At 65.4% G+C, this 16,144-nt stretch carries 13 protein-coding genes; 7 read left to right on the top strand and 6 right to left on the bottom strand.

The genetic code is table 11. From position 1 onward, the window contains the following. Positions 1-351: 351 nt before the first annotated feature. Positions 352-1,125 (bottom strand): helix-turn-helix transcriptional regulator, encoded by a 774-nt coding sequence (locus tag F6X39_RS33750; RefSeq protein ID WP_187619807.1) that lies wholly within the window; start codon positions 1,123-1,125, stop codon positions 352-354. A 120-nt stretch (positions 1,126-1,245) separates the two neighbouring features. On the opposite strand from F6X39_RS33750, the gene F6X39_RS33755 reads away from it, so the two are divergent. Then, positions 1,246-2,325, top strand: coding sequence for an alcohol dehydrogenase catalytic domain-containing protein (locus F6X39_RS33755; RefSeq protein ID WP_187619808.1), 1,080 nt, complete (start codon positions 1,246-1,248; stop codon positions 2,323-2,325). A gap of 204 nt (positions 2,326-2,529) precedes the next feature. Here the strand turns inward: F6X39_RS33755 and F6X39_RS33760 are convergent, their stop codons facing one another. Beyond that, positions 2,530-3,642 carry an alpha/beta fold hydrolase gene (locus F6X39_RS33760; RefSeq protein WP_187619809.1) on the bottom strand — a complete coding sequence of 371 codons (1,113 nt, stop codon included), beginning with the start codon at positions 3,640-3,642 and terminating at the stop codon, positions 2,530-2,532. 477 nt (positions 3,643-4,119) lie between these two features. Between F6X39_RS33760 and glgC the strand changes: the two genes are divergently transcribed. The 5 genes from glgC (at position 4,120) to F6X39_RS33785 (ending at position 10,308) form a co-directional block, all read left to right on the top strand. Next, a complete protein-coding gene (glgC, locus tag F6X39_RS33765) occupies positions 4,120-5,382 on the top strand; it encodes a glucose-1-phosphate adenylyltransferase (RefSeq protein WP_090803975.1) in 1,263 nt (420 codons plus the stop codon). A 140-nt stretch (positions 5,383-5,522) separates the two neighbouring features. Beyond that, positions 5,523-6,983: a glycogen synthase GlgA gene (gene glgA, locus F6X39_RS33770; RefSeq protein WP_184032883.1), complete on the top strand. Its 1,461-nt coding sequence runs from the start codon at positions 5,523-5,525 to the stop codon at positions 6,981-6,983. A gap of 270 nt (positions 6,984-7,253) precedes the next feature. Next, complete coding sequence (pdxY, locus tag F6X39_RS33775) at positions 7,254-8,120, top strand: pyridoxal kinase PdxY (RefSeq protein ID WP_184070025.1); 867 nt, start codon at positions 7,254-7,256, stop codon at positions 8,118-8,120. 145 nt (positions 8,121-8,265) lie between these two features. Further along, positions 8,266-8,727 (top strand): hypothetical protein, encoded by a 462-nt coding sequence (locus F6X39_RS33780; RefSeq protein ID WP_187619810.1) that lies wholly within the window; start codon positions 8,266-8,268, stop codon positions 8,725-8,727. Positions 8,728-9,156: 429 nt separating this feature from the next. Beyond that, complete coding sequence (locus tag F6X39_RS33785; protein WP_187619811.1) at positions 9,157-10,308, top strand: branched-chain amino acid ABC transporter substrate-binding protein; 1,152 nt, start codon at positions 9,157-9,159, stop codon at positions 10,306-10,308. A 48-nt stretch (positions 10,309-10,356) separates the two neighbouring features. On the opposite strand, the gene F6X39_RS33790 is transcribed toward F6X39_RS33785, so the two are convergent. Next, entirely contained in the window at positions 10,357-12,285 is a 1,929-nt protein-coding gene (locus tag F6X39_RS33790) for a DUF3857 domain-containing transglutaminase family protein (protein ID WP_410450673.1), read from the bottom strand. Between the two features lie 187 nt (positions 12,286-12,472). Beyond that, positions 12,473-13,135: a hypothetical protein gene (locus F6X39_RS33795; protein ID WP_184032871.1), complete on the bottom strand. Its 663-nt coding sequence runs from the start codon at positions 13,133-13,135 to the stop codon at positions 12,473-12,475. Between the two features lie 342 nt (positions 13,136-13,477). Between F6X39_RS33795 and F6X39_RS37155 the strand changes: the two genes are divergently transcribed. Next, positions 13,478-13,612 (top strand): hypothetical protein, encoded by a 135-nt coding sequence (locus tag F6X39_RS37155; RefSeq protein ID WP_260332722.1) that lies wholly within the window; start codon positions 13,478-13,480, stop codon positions 13,610-13,612. Positions 13,613-13,890: 278 nt separating this feature from the next. On the opposite strand, the gene hutG is transcribed toward F6X39_RS37155, so the two are convergent. Next, a complete protein-coding gene (gene hutG, locus F6X39_RS33800) occupies positions 13,891-14,703 on the bottom strand; it encodes an N-formylglutamate deformylase (RefSeq protein ID WP_187619813.1) in 813 nt (270 codons plus the stop codon). 51 nt (positions 14,704-14,754) lie between these two features. Beyond that, on the bottom strand, positions 14,755-16,140 hold the full coding sequence (locus F6X39_RS33805) for a formimidoylglutamate deiminase (protein WP_187619814.1): 1,386 nt from the start codon (positions 16,138-16,140) through the stop codon (positions 14,755-14,757). Between the last annotated feature and the right edge of the window lie 4 nt (positions 16,141-16,144).

Raw genomic sequence — 16,144 nt, forward strand, 5'->3', positions numbered from 1 at the left:
GACAATCTTGCGATATAGGTAGCCTGCCCCGCATTCGGTGATACTGGTCACAGCTGGGCAGGTACCTGCCAGCGGAGGCGGGACAGGTCGTCCAGAAGCGGCGTTTCGAATGTCGCTGTTCGACCCGCAAGGGCCGGTCCCCTTTCTCCATACCGGTCGTCCAAGCTATGTGCGGAACTGTTTAGCTGATACGCGACCAGCTTTCAGATATCGCGACGACCTGGCAACAAATTCGCATTCGCCCATGGGCTTGCCTGGCGCCAGGCGCAGTGGCGTCACAGGAAGGAGCAAGGCGGACGCATCTCGCTGAGCCATCCCCGGAATGCACCAAGCTTCCCGCCGCACGACCGCTCAGACAGGCGTGTAGATCGCCAACTTTAGTGCAGGGTCATCGTTCGCCTGAAAGGTCGTGTATTCGTAGCGCTGCGTGCCTCGCTGCGGGTGCGCGAGCACTTTCTGGCCGGCGACGCTGCTGCGGATGTCATGCGCGTCCCACCACCGCGCGAACTCCCGGCTACGGGAACGCACGCGCTCGACCAGTTCGATAAACGCCGGATCGTCGGCATGGAGATCGTGGGTCGCGCGAAAGAGCGCAATCATTCGACGGGCTTCATCGGACCAGGTGGCCCCGAAGAGCCGCCGCGATTCCGGCTCGATAAACATGAAGACCAGAATGTTGCGGTCCGCTTCGGCGAAACGGTCGAAACCCAGGAGGTCCGCAGCGGCGGTGTTCCACGTCAGGATGTCCCAGCGCCTGCCGGTTACGTACGCCGGCACATCAAGGCGCGCGACCAGACGTTCGATCGCCGGAGGGACGCTCTCGCGCGTGAACGCGACCCGATCGCCGTTGCCCGCGAGCGCCCGCAAATGTGCTGTTTCGACCTTGCCGAGGCGCAGGGCGCGAGCGAGCGCGTCGAGGGTGGTATCGGACGGCTTGACGGTTCGGCCCTGCTCGAGCCGCACATACCAGTCCACGCCGATGCCCGCCAGTTCCGCCACTTCCTCCCGTCGCAGGCCCGGTGTGCGGCGGCGCCGATCGTCGTTGAGTCCGACCGCGTCCGGACTCAGTTTTTCCCTGCGTGAGCGCAGGAAATCGCCAAATTCGTTTCGACTCGATGTCGTCATGATTGATTGTCGTCTTCGCCTTGGGAGGCACGCTGAAGTCCTAGGATAGTGCTAGGCCTTGTTACGAATGCTACGCCTGCCAGAATGGTCTCGTCCAATCACCCTGACCGGAGACTGACAATGAAAGCTGCGATTCTGAAGACGCTCGGCATGCCACTCGAGATCGAACACATGCCGGCCCCCTTGATCGGCACAGGCGAGGTCATTGTCGATGTCGCCGCCGCCCCCGTGCTGCCCTACGCGAACGAAGTCTTCAGCGGCGAACGCCGATACCCAATTGACCTGCCCATGGTTCCCGGCTGCGGTGCGATTGGTCGCGTGCGTGCTATTGGCCCGGACGCCACGCACCTGAAGCCGGGCGACTGGGTGTTCTGCGATCCGACCGTGCGCTCGCGCGACGACGCCCTGATCCCCGACATCGCCCTACAGGGCTGGAGCGCGCGCGGGGACGGCGGCAAACGTCTGCAACGGCATTTTCACGATGGCCCCTTCGCCGAACAGGTGCGAGTGCCGACGGAAAACGCCGTTCGCATCGGGGAGATCGATCCGGCCGATGTCGCCCGGTGGTGTGCGCTCAATGTCATGCTGGTGCCCTACGGCGGACTGCTCGCAGCTGGTTTGCAGGCAGGTGAGACGTTGCTCGTGAGCGGCGCGACAGGCAACTTCGGCAGCGCGTGCGTCGCCGTCGCCCTCGCGATGGGCGCGCGCTGCGTGGTCGCGCCGGGACGCAACGAACAGGCCCTCGCGGATCTGGAACGCCGCTTCGGCGAGCGCATCCGGACCGTGAAGCTTTCGGGTCGTGAAGAAGAGGACCGCGAACGGATGCGGCTGGCGGCGCCCTGTCCGATCGATTGCGTGATTGATCTGATGCCGCCGTCGGTTAGCACGACCACGGTGCGCGCGGCGGTCACGACCGTCCGCGCTTATGGACGAGTCGTGCTGATGGGTGGCGTCGGCATGCTCGGCGGCGAAGGGCTTGACCTGCCTTATGCGTGGATCATGCGCAACGACATCACGATACGCGGCAAATGGATGTATCCGCCCGTAGCAGTGACGCGCATGACGGGCTTGATCCGTGCCGGGCTGCTGGATCTCGGCCACTTTGACGTCAAAACCTTCCCCCTTGATGACGCTAACGACGCGGTGGCTCACGCAGCTGCGAACGGCGGCCCATACAGGATGACGGTGATCCGTCCTTAGACGGCGGACTCTCGCCTCACGCCGGACATACTTTGTCGACGATTCAGCCCCCAATGTCGAGTGACCGGTCATGGCCGACTACCGCCTATCCGCAGCCGGCCCTCTCCGCAACGCCGCGATGGACCGCAAAATAGCCCCAGACAGCTTCGCTTAACGGAGAGCGACGCAGGAGTATGGCGGCGGGACAGAAACCCACGTGATCGATCAACGGTTTTCCGGCGCCGCTGTCAGCCCCTCCAACAGCGCCTTATGAAACGCCTGCGGGTCCTGCATCTGCGGCGCGTGACCGAGCCCCGCGAACTCGACCAGCGTCGCATGGGGAATCGCCTTCGCGGCCGCGCGGCCCAATTCGGGGTAATGGCCGAGCTTCGCACGCACCTCGGGCGGCGCTGCATCCTTGCCGATCGCCGTCGTGTCCTTCTGACCGATCAGCAGCAGCGTCGGCATGCTGAGCTGGCCGAGTTCATAAAAAACCGGCTGGGTGTAAATCATGTCGTAGAGCAGCGCGGAATTCCACGCGACGATCTGCTTGCCCGGCCCACGATACATGCCCGCGAGCATCTGCACCCACGGTTCGTAGTCCGCGCGCCATTGCCCCGCGTAATAGGTCGCCTGCTCGTAGCGGCGGATGCCGTCGGCGGTGGTCTTCAGCTCCCGCTGATACCACTGGTCGACCGACAGCGACGGCACGCCCTTCGCCTTCCAGTCCTCGAGTCCGATGGGGTTCACGAGCACCAGTTGCTGTGTTTCGCGCGGATACATCAGCGCATAGCGGACGGCGAGCATGCCACCCGTCGAATGACCGACCACCGTCACCTCGCTGACGCCGAGCGAATCGAGCAGCGCATGCGTATTGCGCGCGAGTTGCTGGAAGCTGTACTGGTAATGCTCGGGCTTGCTCGATTTGCAAAAGCCGATCTGGTCCGGTGCGATCACGCGATAGCCGGCATCGCTCAGCCGGCGAATCGTCGCGTCCCACGTCGCCGAACAGAAATTCTTGCCGTGCAGCAACACCACGGTGCGGCCGTTCGCATGCGCGGGCTTCACGTCCATGTAGGCCATCTGCAAAGGCACGCCCTGCGAGGTGAATTCGAAGCGTTCGACCGGCGCCGGGTAGCTGAAGCCCTGCAGTTCCGGACCGTAGGCCGGGCCGGAATCGTCGAGGGAAGACGCGGCCGCGGCGCTCGCGGCGGCCGGGCTCGCCTCGCTGACCGGCACGCCCGCCGGCGTGGCGGCCACCGCGACGGACGCCGCGCACAGCATCGCACAGGCGCAGACACTCGACAGGGCAAGCAGGAATGGGCGGTGAAGATTCATCGGGATGCTCTGCAAAAAACGCAATAGGGATGCACGAGGCAGGGAGCGCACGATTCTACGATGCGCCGCCGAACTCCGCCGCCAGTCGCGCACTGCAGGCACGGCACGCGGCCGCGGCGAGATGGCATGCATATTGCGCGTTCAGGGCTCAAGCATCGTCCGGACACGACCTCGTGGCCAATGTGTTGCGCCGCACCGAAAAGCGCGCCGTAACAGGCGATCGTTTGAGGATGGTCCGCCGCGCGGCCCCCCGCAATAAACATTATTCGCTCGCGTCCAATCGGTGCTAGAACTGACTGACGGACCCGCGAAAACAGGCAGCGAAGAACGGCAATGCGGCACGACTGCCAGGCAGCCCGAATCATCAGCGCAGAGGGAAGCGACCAGATCATCCCCGGGGGTATATCAATCAAGCAACCATCTTGCATGAGGTCGGAGTGAGTGCTGAAGGGCCACTCCGATCGACAGGAGACAAATATGAATACTCCGGCACGGCTGAACGACTTACAGCGCACAACCCTCGCGATCGTCCTCGCCGGCGGACGCGGTACCCGGCTCGGCCCGCTCACGAACAAGCGCGTGAAGCCGGCGGTGCACTTCGGCGGCAAATACCGGATCATCGACTTCGCGCTGTCCAATTGCCTGAATTCCGGCATCCGCCGCATCGCGGTGGTCACGCAGTACAAGGCCCATTCGCTGCTGCGGCATTTGCAGCGCGGCTGGAGCTTCCTGCGCGGCGAGATGGGCGAGTTCATCGACCTGTGGCCCGCGCAGCAGCGCGTCGAAGGCGCGCACTGGTATCGCGGCACCGCCGACGCGGTGTTCCAGAACCTCGACATCATCCGCTCGATCCGCCCGAAGTACGTAGTCGTGCTCGCGGGCGACCACATCTACAAGATGGACTACACGCGCATGATCGCCGATCACGCGGACAGCGGCGCCGACTGCACGGTCGGCTGCATCGAGGTGCCGCGCATGGAAGCGGTCGCGTTCGGCGTGATGGCCGTCGACGAAAATCGCCGCGTGACCGGCTTCGTCGAAAAACCGGCCGACCCGCCTGCGATACCCGGTCGCCCCGACACGGCGCTCGCGAGCATGGGCATCTACGTGTTCAGCGCCGACTACCTGTACACGCAGCTCGAAGAGAACATCGCCGCGATCGATACCGATCACGACTTCGGCAAGGACATCCTGCCGCGCGTCGTCACGCGGGGCGTGGCGATCGCGCATCCGTTCAGCATGTCGTGCGTGTCGTCGGACCCGAGCGTCGAGCCGTACTGGCGCGACGTCGGCACGATCGACGCGTACTGGGCCGCGAACCTCGACCTCGCGTCGACGATACCGACGCTCGACCTGTACGACGAGTCATGGCCGATCTGGACATACCAGGAGCAGCTGCCGCCCGCGAAGTTCGTACGCGACATGAAGGGGCTGCAGGGCTCGGGCAACAATCTGATCGTCTGCGGCGGCTGCGTGATCTCGGGCTCGCAGATTTCGCGCTCGGTGCTGTCTTCGAACGTGAAAGTGAGTTCGTTCTGTAATATCAATGAGGCAGTGTTATTGCCGCAGGTCACGGTCGGCGCGAGTTGCCGCCTGCAGAAGGTCGTGATCGACCGTGGCTGCACGATTCCGGAAGGCACGGTGATCGGCGAAGATCCGGCGCGCGACGCCGAGCGCTTCTATCGCACCGACGAAGGCGTCGTGCTGGTCACGCAGGAGGCGTTGCGCGAGCATCCGTAGTAACGCGCCCACCGCCTGCCCGCGCCGGCGGCCACGCGCCGCCGGCCAGGCTTCACCTTGCTTCACCCGGCTTCGCCCGAACCACCGCTGACTATTTGCCGACCCCGAGCAACCCTGCCACCCCGACAGAGACCCGGCCTATGACGATTCGCGCCTTGCACGTCGCAAGCGAGCTGTATCCCCTCCTCAAAACGGGCGGTCTCGCCGACGTCGCGGGCGCGCTGCCGTCCGCGTTGATCGAGCGCGGCGCCGACGTGCGCGTGCTGCTGCCGGGCTTTCCGGCCGTGCTCGCCGGCCTGCGCGATCTGCAGCCGGTCGCGCAACTGGGCAGCCGCTTCGGCGCGCCGAACGTGACGCTCGAACGCGGCACGCTGCCCACCAACGGGCTGGCCGTCTACGTGATCCGCGCCGCGTCGCTGTACGACCGCCCCGGCAACCCGTATCTGAACGACGAACACGTGCCGTACGGCGACAACGCGCAGCGCTTCGCGCTGCTCGGCTGGGTCGCCGCGCAACTCGCGCAGCAAACGGACCCGACGTGGTCGCCGCAGATCGTCCACGCGCACGACTGGCACGCGGGGCTCGCGCCCGCCTACCTGAAGGCCGCCGAACGCGAGCACGGCCGCGCGCCCGCGCGCAGCGTGTTCACGATCCACAACCTCGCCTACCAGGGGATTTTTCCCGCGCATCAGTTCGGCCTGCTCGGCCTGCCGCACGATTTCTTCAACATGCACGGCGTCGAGTTTTATGGTCAGCTGTCGTTCCTGAAGGCGGGGCTCTACTACGCCGAGCGCATCACGACCGTCAGCCCGACCTATGCGCGCGAAATCCAGACGCTCGCGCACGGCGGCGGGCTCGATGCGCTGCTGCGCCATCGCGCGCACGATCTGAGCGGCATCCTGAACGGCGTCGACTACACGGTGTGGAATCCCGCCACCGATACGCTGCTCGCGACGCACTACAGCGCGTCGAGACTGGCGGGCAAGCTCGCCTGCAAGGAAGCGCTGCAAAAGCGCTTCGGCCTCGCGCAGAGAAGCGACGCGCTGCTGTTCGGCGTCGTCAGCCGGCTGACCGAGCAGAAAGGCCTCGATCTGCTGCTCGGCGCGGTGCCCGAGATCGTCAAGCGCGGCGGGCAACTGGTCGTGTTCGGCACCGGCGATCCGGCGCTCGAGAATGGCCTCAGGATGGTCGCGCAGGCGCATCCGGAATCGGTTGCGGTCGAGCTCGGCTTCGACGAAACCCTCGCGCATACGATCATCGCCGGCAGCGACGTGGTCGCGGTGCCGTCGCGCTTCGAGCCGTGCGGGCTCACCCAGCTCTATGCGCTCGCCTACGGGTCGCTGCCGCTCGTGCACTGCATCGGCGGTCTCGCGGATACGGTCGCCGACGCATCGCTCGAAAACCTCGCCGACGATTTCGCCACCGGCTTCGTGTTCGAACGCTTCGATCCGAAGGGACTCGCCTCGGCGATCCGCCGCGCGTTCGCGCTGTACGGACGCCGCACCGAATGGAAGGCCACGCAGCGGCGCGCGATGCGCCAGGACTTCGGCTGGGGCGCGTCGGCCGACCGCTATCTGGCCTTGTATCGCGAACTCGTCTGAAGCATCCGGCCGCACGCTGAACTGTCAGGTTTCGTTAATCTTCACGCGCGTTTGATGGTTCGGCGCAACAGCACGGGGACGGATCAACTCGCGGCTGTCAAACTCCTGTATCGTTTGCTGGCTTGCCGGCTATGCAGTTCGTGGGTTTTTCCTGCACCATCTGTATCAGGCATGTCTGCCGCACGGCGCCCGGGCCATCGGCCCGCCCGCGCGAGCCTCCCCTTCCAGTTGTTTTGTTGACCGCGCATGACCGGTTGCGCGAGCCTTACCATGACGAAAAACGTTCTGAGCATCCAGTCCCATGTCGTGTTCGGTCACGCCGGCAACAGCGCGGCCGTGTTTCCGATGTGCCGGCTCGGCGTCAACGTGTGGCCGCTCAACACCGTGCAGCTCTCGAATCACACGCAATACGGGCATTGGAGCGGCAGCGCGATCGACGCATCGCAGATGGAAGATCTCGTCGACAGCATCGGCGCGATCGGCATGCTGCCGCGCTGCGACGCAGTGCTCTCCGGCTATCTCGGCACGAAGGAACAGGCGCAGGCGGTGATTGACATCGTCAAGGCCGTGAAGGCGGCCAATCCCCGCGCCTGGTACTTTTGCGATCCGGTAATGGGCGCCACGGGCGGCTACAAGGTCGAGCCCGGCATCCAGGAATTCCTCGTGAAAGAAATGCCGCAAGTCGCCGACGGGATCGCGCCGAATCACATCGAATTGCAGCGCCTCGTCGGTCGCGAGATCGAGACGTTCGAGGAAGCCGTCACCGCGTGCCGCGAGCTGCTCGCGCGTGGGCCGAAGCTCGTGCTCGTCAAGCATCTGCTCGATCGCAACAGCCCCGCCGACCGCTTCAACATGCTCGTCGTCACTGAGCGCGAAGCGTGGATGGGACAGCGCCCGCTCTATCCGTTCGCGCGCCAGCCGGTCGGCGTCGGCGATCTGACGAGCGCGGTCTTCGTCGCGCGCACGCTGCTCGGCGATTCGATCCGCTCGGCCTTCGAGCACACGCTCGCCGCGGTCAACGCGGTCGTCAAGGCGACCTGGCAGGCCGGACGCTATGAACTCGAACTGGTGGCGATGCAAAACGAAATCGCCCAGCCGCGCGAGTGGTTCGATGCGTGGGTCGCGGAGACGGCTTAGATAACTTAGGCACGTCGCTCGTCGCCGAGCGCCCTCGCCAGCACCCTGCTGGCGGCCGTCCTATAATGCGTGCCGCGTGGACCAGGGCTTGCGCCCTCGCGCCACGGCATTTTCAGCATCCGGCATTCAGCAGACGAGGCATTCGATGGACGGTCATATCCGCAGCGAGCGGGAAGAATTTTTTGAGCAGTTGTGCATCAGCGTCGACGCGGACGAAGCGCACGAACAGGAAGCGATCGAGTTCTTCGAGAACCAGTTCGACCAGCCCGACTTCGATCCCGCGCAATGGCTCGATATCGCGCTCTACTACTCGGCCGCCGTCGCGCGCGGCATCGTCGAGATGGTGACGGCCGACGACAAGGCACGCAGCAACATCGCCGAAATCATCGCCGACAATCTCGACATCTCGTACGGCGAGGACGAGTGCCAGCAATTCGCCGAGACGATCGAATTCGCGCTGAACAACGGCGTGCCGGTCGATCTCGACGTGGTGCTCGACGGCTGCCAGCGCGCGATCGACGATCTCGACACGTGGGCCGACGAAGACACGAAAGCGCCGCTTTTGCGTCTGCGTGAAGAGCTGCTGCGCCAGCAAGGCGAGCGCTAGGCAAAAGGCTCGAATCTCCTCCGACAACGCAACAACGCAACACCGCAACACCGGCCGGCGCGCTCGCGCCGGCTTCTTAAGCATATGCCGTAATCCGCAGCCCAGGCGGACCTTCGCACGGCAAGCCAGCTTGCATGCCTCACGCACGCTCCATGTGCACCACATGCACCTGTCGCCGCCTATGCCGAAATGCTCATCCAAAACGCCACGAATTGCCAAGACGACGGCAATTTGGCTTTCTATATTCGCCCCAGATTGACGTCGCGAACACGCTGCGAGGCTCAACGCCAGTGCGCGTATTCCAGCATTGTGAGCGGCGAGCGATCCTTCGTAGTCTTGCGATGCGCGAGGGCTTGCCTCGGCCTCACGTGTCGTACCGCTTTGCTGTCGTACCGCTTTCATAACAACCCGTCGATGCAAGGAGAGACCATGAGTCTTCGCAACACGCTGAAACCGCTGGCCATGCTCGTGGGTGCGATGTTTGCCGTCGCGCCTGTTGCCAGTTTCGCCGACGACCTGCCGGTCAAGATCGGTTTTGCCGCGCCGCTGACGGGCGCCAATGCCGGCTACGGCAAGGATCTGGAAAACGGTGTGCGGCTCGCGATCGACGAAGCCAACGCGCAGAAGATCAAGATCGGCGACAAGGTCGCGCATTTCGAGATCGTCTCGCAGGACGACCAGGCCGACCCGCGCGTCGGCGTGCAGGCCGCGCAGAAGCTGGTCGACTCGGGCGTCGCGGTGGTCGTCGGCCACTTCAACTCGGGAACGACGATCCCGGCCTCGCAGGTCTACGAGCAGGCTGGCATTCCGGTGCTCGATCCCGCCGCGACGAATCCGATCATCACGGGCCGCGGCTTCGCGAACACTTTCATGGTGATTTCGACCGACGCGCAGAACGCCGGCAATGCGGGCGCCTATGCCGTCGACGTGACGAAGGCCAGGCGCATCGCGATCATCGACGATCGCACCGCGTTCGGCCAGGGCGAGGCCGACGAGTTCGAGAAGGCCGTGAAGGCGCACGGCGGCACGATCGTCGCGCGCGACTACACCGACAACCACGCGGTCGACTTCAGCACGCAGATCACCAAGTTCAAGGGCGCCAATGCGGACCTCGTGTTCTTCGCCGGCCTCGACAGCCAGGCGGCGGGCTTCGCGCGGCGCATGAAGCAGCTCGGCCTGAACGCACAGCTGGTCGGCGGCGGCGGCGTGATGGACGAGGACTTCATCAAGCTCGCGGGCGATGCGTCCGACGGCGCGATGGCCTGGGAATACGGCCGCCCGCTCGCGCAACTGCCGGGTGGCAAGGACTTCAACGCGAAGTTCAAGAAGCGCTTCGGCGCGGACGTGCTGTCCTATGCGCCGTTCGGCTACGACGGCGCGTGGGTCGCGATCAAGGCAATGCAGCAGGCCAAATCCGACTCGCCGAACGTGTACCGTCCGGCGCTCAAGTCGATCGACTACGACGGCGTGACCGGCAAGATCTCGTTCGACAGCACCGGCGCGTTGAAGAGCGGCGCGTCGACGCTGTATCAGGTGAAGAACGGCGCGTGGGTGCCGGTCGTGACGAAGAGCGGCACCTAAGCTCCACGTCCGGTAGATCGTCGCGGCCCCTGGCCGGCGCGGGGCGCGCTACTGCCACGCGCTCGCCGCCCGGACGACCACCTCGGCATCGAGATCGCGCTCGATGCGCACGAGGGCGTCGCGAATCGCCGCGAATTCGTTTGGCGTACACATCTGATGGCCGAACGCGGCGCGCAGATGCCGGTTGACCTGCAACGTGCGCGTCGCCGGATCGAAGACGTAGTGCGACGCAAACGTGAGCAACGGGTCCTCGACCGTGCTGTCGGTCGGCAGGTCGGTCACGCGCACGAAGCGCGGCAAGCTCATTTCCAGCGTTTCATCGAACTCCCCGCCGATGCACGCCCACGGTTGCGTTCTGACGGGCTCCGCGAGCCACGCCTCGACCTGCGAGCCCATGCCGCCGGCGAGGCTCGTGAGCGCCCGCACAGCAGTCGTGCCGTCCGGCCAGATCAGATGCGGCACGCTGCCCTGCATCGACGTCGCGAACGGACCGCCGGTCACGGCGACGTCGTCGGTCTGCAATTGCGCGGAGCCGTGCAAGCCCGTTTGCAGCAGACGCCTGGCGGCAAGCTGCTGGGCGCCCTGGCGCGTCGCGCGGCGGAACGTGTTGCGTTCGAGCTCCGCGGTATAGCCCTGATCCTCGACGCGGTACGCATAATGTGCGGTGCCGTTTTCGTCGATGTCGATCTGCACGCGCGCCTTGCGTTCGCGCCGTTGAGTGGCCGGCGTGCGCGCGAGCACGCCGTCGTCGACGAGCAGCACCGGCCGGTCCATGACGCCGCCAGGCAGATAGCCGAACGCGGTGCCGCCCGCCGTCGTGTCCGCGAATTGCGCCAGCTCGGGAATCCAGATGATCGCGTGATTGATCGCGCTCGCGCCGTAGCCGGGGACCTCGGGCAACGTGTAGTACGGACCGAGATTGAGCAGCACCGGCTCGCTGCGAATGCCGGCGGCCGCGAGCAGCGCGCCGTATAGCGCGACGTGGTCCTTGCAGTCGCCATAGCGGTTGCGCAGGATGTCGGCCGCCTTGTGCGGAATCGCCGCCGTCTCGCCGAGAAACAGCGCGACGTAGCGGATGTTCAGACGCATCCAGTCGTACAGCGCGCGGGCTTTGTCGCGGGGATCGGTAAGGCCGGCCGTCAGTTGCTGTGCGAGACCGATGATCGCGGGATCGTCGCGGGTCGCGTCGTTCTCGGCGGGACCGCGATAGCGCGCGGCGAAGCTCGCGAAGTCCGGCACCGTCGACACCATCAGCCGGTCGCCCCAGTTCGCGTAGCCGACCGCGCCCGCTTCGAGCCGTGCGTAGGGGCCGTGCCGGTAGTCGAACTCGTAGCGCGTGCGGCCGTTCGCGGTGACGGGCGGCATCGCGACGTAGCCGCGCGCATCCGTATAGAGCGGCACGTCGGCGGGAAGGTCGAAGATCAGACGCTGCTCGTCGACGGGCTCGAGCGACGGCTCGACCAGATAGGCGAAGGTGCCCGCTTGCAGCGGCTTCGCGCGGGTCTTGCGAAATGCCAGGTGCACGCGCGAGCCGATCGTGACGCCGGGGAAGATCACGGTGCGCAACACGCCGTCCTCGAAGCTCGGCGCGCCGGACGAGCGCGGCTCCTGCACGTCGCGGATCGCCTCGGGACCGACCGCATGCGCGGTGCCGTCGGGGTCGATCGTTTCGGCGGCCAGCAGTTGCACCTGCTCGATGTCCTTGTTGAACCACACGTAGCGTTGCGCGATCGCGTCGACGCCGCTGGCCGTGTCCGCGCGCATCAGCGTGTCGTCGTGTTCCTCGATGGAACCGTCCTTCTGGATCACGAACAAATGGACGTCGCGCTCGATCGTCGCAGGGGCACGTTCGTTGGTGGAGGTGGCGATTTCGCCGGCTGCCGCGCAAAGGGGTAAGACGATGCCGCTCGCGGCCGATACCGCGGCAAGCAACGCCGCGGCGCGCACGCTGCGCACGCGGCACGCGAGCCCGATCATCGCGATCGACGTGTGCGCCAACGTGACGACGACGTTCCCCAAGATCCACCTCGGACAGGTTCGTGTCGTCGTTGTAGCACATCGCCGACCCGTGCGTTTCGGGTCGGAGTCGGCGTTGCCGCGTCGAGCTCGAGCGGCATTGAAGTCACCGGCGCACCCGCGACGCAGCGGCCGGCATCGATCGTCTTCACTCGCCGTCGTCGAGCTGGCTCAGCAGCGCCTGCAGTTTTTCCACGTGCCGCAGCAGCATGTGCCGGTGCTTGTCGATCTGTTCAAGCCGGCCCTCCAGGTCGGCTTGAATGCGGTCGTCGAGTTCGGCCGCGGCCATCACGTCCTCGACCTTCGCGCGCATCGATGCGAGCTCCACCGGCGCGTGCAGCAGATGCCGCTCGAAGCGCCGCACTTCCTGCGTCGCGAGATCGCGCACCTTGCGAAAATGCGCATGACGGCGGTGCGCTTCGACATCGAGCGTTTCTTCCTCGAGGCGTCGCGCGGGCGGCGGCTGCCCAAAAATCGGCTCGGGCCGCAACACCGTCTTCTTGCGCACCGGATGCGCGGTGCCCCGAAAGCGCGCGAGCGGCTGCTCGTTGTCGATCGCCTCGCGCGCATTCGCCGGGATCTCGTGACCGGTGTGCGGCACGTTCATCCAGCCGCCCGGCAAACCGGTGACGGCCTCGACGCCGCGCACGAATTCCTCGCTGAATTCGCGTTGCCCGGACAGCATCAGCTTCAGGTAGCTCGCGGAAAACGTCATCATGCGCGCGAGCCGGCTCGCGGCGCCGACCTCGCTGGTCAGCAACACCAGGTTCGCGCGCCAGACTGGCAGCAGCAATTCGTCGGAATCTTCCATCGCTGGGTCTTCCATCTTTTCGCCTGATGAATCGATGACCGCGTCGTGCATGTCATCGTTTTGAAAGGGTCGTCGTCTCGCGGTGTCGCGTGCAATGCCGCTACGTCGCTTTGCGTGCGGTGGGGCCCAGATGCCGAAGGTACACATTTGACACGGTACGCACCGGCCAATTCAGCGTAAAGCGCGTTAAAACAGGGCTTACGACACATCGCGTGTTGCATTGACACACGGATTCGCGCGCCGGTCCTATCCGCGGCCGCTTGATGTGGCATGCTTACACGCCGATGCGGCACGCGTCGTGCTGCATGGCTTGCTCCACAACACTGACTTAAGGGTTTTGTAATGAAGAAAATCGTTCTCGCCGTCGCCGCAGCCGTCGCCACCCTGAGCGCGATCGTCCCCGCTCAGGCCAATGAGCATCAGCACGAGTGCCATAAGGTGCGCGTGCATCATCATTGGGAAAAGCGCTGCCACTAATGGCGGTGAAACCGTGTCCGATGGACGCGGTGCACATCAAAAAGCCCCGCTTTCGCGGGGCTTTTTTTCATGGCGCGCCGCGTCTTGAAACAGCCGGCGCACGATACGCTGTGCGCGCTCGACGCTCAAACCATTCCATATGAACGCGCCCGCACGCAATCACGGACACATGCTGTTACACCTTCGCGATACGCTGACCGATGCAGGCCGACGCGGACCGCGATGCCGCGCGTTCCTGCAGCAATCGTGATCCGCGTGGTGAGAAAGGAATACAAGCTTCAGGCGGATTTCACGCGAGCGAGAGCCGTCGTTACCAGCGCTTCGAGCAGCGGCGCGACCTTCGCGGCGAGGTCTTCATCGTATGCATAAGGCAGGCGCTCTTCCATGTAGGTGATCTGCGACAGTTCGAGTTGCACCGCATGCACGCCCTGCTCGGGCTGCCCGTATTGCCGCGTGATATAGCCGCCCTTGAAGCGGCCATTCGCGATCGCCGTATAGCCGCCGTGACGCCCGACCAGCGCGGCCAGTTCGTCAGCCAGGCCCGGCGCGGCGCTCGCACCGTTCGACGTGCCCAAGTTGAAATCCGGCAGACGTCCGTCGAAAAAACGCGGCACGCGCGAGCGGATCGAATGCGCTTCCCACAGCAGCACCTTGCCGTGCTTCGCCTTCAGCGCCGCGAGCTCGCCGGTCAGCGCGTCGTGATACGGCTTCCAGTAAGCGTCGCGACGGCGCGCGACTTCGGCGTCGTCGGGCAGATGGCCGTCGCGATAGAGCGGCTCCCTGTCGAACGTGTCGACCGGCAGCAGACCCGTAGTGTCCTGCCCCGGGTACAGGTTCGCGCCGTCGGGCGGACGGTTCAGGTCGACCACGTAGCGCGCGTAGGTCGGCGTCAGGATCGACGCGCCGAGGCGCTTCGCGAATGCATACAGGCGATCGAGATGCCAGTCGCAATCGTCGGTGCGTTGCGCGATCGGTGTCATCGTCACCGCGATGTCGGCGGGGATTTGCGTGCCCAGATGCGGGATCGAGATCAGTAGCGGCAGGCTTCCCTGATGCAGCGAGAAAACCGGCGTGAGGTTCGAAGCAGTCATGTCAGTCCGGAATCAGTGGGATCGGAGAATCAGTTCGGCGGGTCATGGCCGTTATTTGAGCAGTTCCGCGAGCGCCGCGCGATAGCGCGCATAGGCGCCCTCTTCGTCGCGATGCCGGCGATCGTCGACGACCTTGACGCCGCCCGCGTAGACGTCGCGGATCGGCGTATCACCGTGCTCGCAGAATACGACACCTGACAGCCACGCCTCGCGCTCATGCCCGGCGATGCTCGTATGGTCGGCGTCGAGCACGAGCCAGTCCGCGCGACGGCCCGGCTGCAACGCGCCGACCGCGCGGCCGGTCGCACGCGCGCCGCCGCCGAGCGCGGCCGCGTACAGACGATCCGCGACATGCGGAGCTTGCGCCGACGCCAGCACGTTGCGCTGCCGGCGCGTCAGACGCTGGCCGTATTCGAGCAGACGCAACTCGGCGCGCCAATCGACGCCGACATGGCTATCCGAGCCGACGCCGATGCGGCCGTGCGCGTCGAGATAGTCTTGCGCGGGAAAAATGCCGTCGCCGAGATTGGCCTCGGTGGTCAGACACAAACCCGCGACCGCGCCGCTCTTCGCGAGCGCGAGCGTTTCGTTCGCATCGACGTGGGTCGCGTGCACGAGACACCAGCGGCTCTCCACATCGAAACGATCGAGCAGCCATTGCACCGGCCGCGTGCCTTCGGTTTCGAGGCACGCGTCGACCTCGGCGGTCTGTTCGGCGATATGGATGTGGACAGGCACGGTTGCGTCGATGCCGCCGAGCAACGTGCGCAGCGACGCCTCCGATACCGCGCGCAGCGAATGCGGCGCCACGCCGTAACGCAGCGCCGCATGTTCGGGGCGCGCGGCGCGTAGCGTGCCGAGCAGATCGAGCAGGCTCTCAGGCGTATTGATGAAGCGCCGCTGATCGTCGCGCGGCGCGCGCGCGCCGAAGCCGCTGTACTGATACAGCACCGGCAGCATCGTGATGCCGATACCGCTCGCCGATGCCGCGTCCACCACGCGTTGCGCAAGCTCGGCCTGATTCGCGTAGCGCTGGCCGTCCTGCGCGTGGTGCACGTAGTGGAACTCGCACACCGACGTATAGCCCGCCTTCAGCATCTCGACGTAGAGCCACTGCGCGACGCTCGCGAGGCCTTCCGGCGTGATGCGCGCGGCAAAGCGATACATCAGGTCGCGCCACGACCAGAAGTTATCCGTCGCGTTGGCGCGATATTCGGTGAGCCCCGCCATCGCGCGCTGGAACGCATGCGAGTGAAGATTCGGCATGCCTGGCATCAGCGGGCCCGCCGCCTTCGGCACACCCGCCGGCGCCTCGGGTTGATCCGTCGTGACCGCGCTCAGCGTGCCGTGTGCGTCCCATTCGAGCAGCACGTTGCGGCGCCAGCCCTCAGGCAGATACGCGTCAGCGGCGAACAGCGATTGATTGGATTGCGTCATCTCT

This window comes from Paraburkholderia sp. UCT2 (genome assembly GCF_014397665.1).
Classification (GTDB): Bacteria; Pseudomonadota; Gammaproteobacteria; order Burkholderiales; family Burkholderiaceae; genus Paraburkholderia; species Paraburkholderia tuberum.

What these genes read in the sequence shown, in the direction of transcription:
- F6X39_RS33750 (WP_187619807.1), bottom strand. Translation starts at nt 1,125, where the DNA reads ATGACGACATCGAGTCGAAACGAATTTGGCGATTTCCTGCGCTCACGC.
- F6X39_RS33755 (WP_187619808.1), top strand. Translation starts at nt 1,246, where the DNA reads ATGAAAGCTGCGATTCTGAAGACGCTCGGCATGCCACTCGAGATCGAA.
- F6X39_RS33760 (WP_187619809.1), bottom strand. Translation starts at nt 3,642, where the DNA reads ATGAATCTTCACCGCCCATTCCTGCTTGCCCTGTCGAGTGTCTGCGCC.
- glgC (WP_090803975.1), top strand. Translation starts at nt 4,120, where the DNA reads ATGAATACTCCGGCACGGCTGAACGACTTACAGCGCACAACCCTCGCG.
- glgA (WP_184032883.1), top strand. Translation starts at nt 5,523, where the DNA reads ATGACGATTCGCGCCTTGCACGTCGCAAGCGAGCTGTATCCCCTCCTC.
- pdxY (WP_184070025.1), top strand. Translation starts at nt 7,254, where the DNA reads ATGACGAAAAACGTTCTGAGCATCCAGTCCCATGTCGTGTTCGGTCAC.
- F6X39_RS33780 (WP_187619810.1), top strand. Translation starts at nt 8,266, where the DNA reads ATGGACGGTCATATCCGCAGCGAGCGGGAAGAATTTTTTGAGCAGTTG.
- F6X39_RS33785 (WP_187619811.1), top strand. Translation starts at nt 9,157, where the DNA reads ATGAGTCTTCGCAACACGCTGAAACCGCTGGCCATGCTCGTGGGTGCG.
- F6X39_RS33790 (WP_410450673.1), bottom strand. Translation starts at nt 12,285, where the DNA reads ATGATCGGGCTCGCGTGCCGCGTGCGCAGCGTGCGCGCCGCGGCGTTG.
- F6X39_RS33795 (WP_184032871.1), bottom strand. Translation starts at nt 13,135, where the DNA reads ATGGAAGATTCCGACGAATTGCTGCTGCCAGTCTGGCGCGCGAACCTG.
- F6X39_RS37155 (WP_260332722.1), top strand. Translation starts at nt 13,478, where the DNA reads ATGAAGAAAATCGTTCTCGCCGTCGCCGCAGCCGTCGCCACCCTGAGC.
- hutG (WP_187619813.1), bottom strand. Translation starts at nt 14,703, where the DNA reads ATGACTGCTTCGAACCTCACGCCGGTTTTCTCGCTGCATCAGGGAAGC.
- F6X39_RS33805 (WP_187619814.1), bottom strand. Translation starts at nt 16,140, where the DNA reads ATGACGCAATCCAATCAATCGCTGTTCGCCGCTGACGCGTATCTGCCT.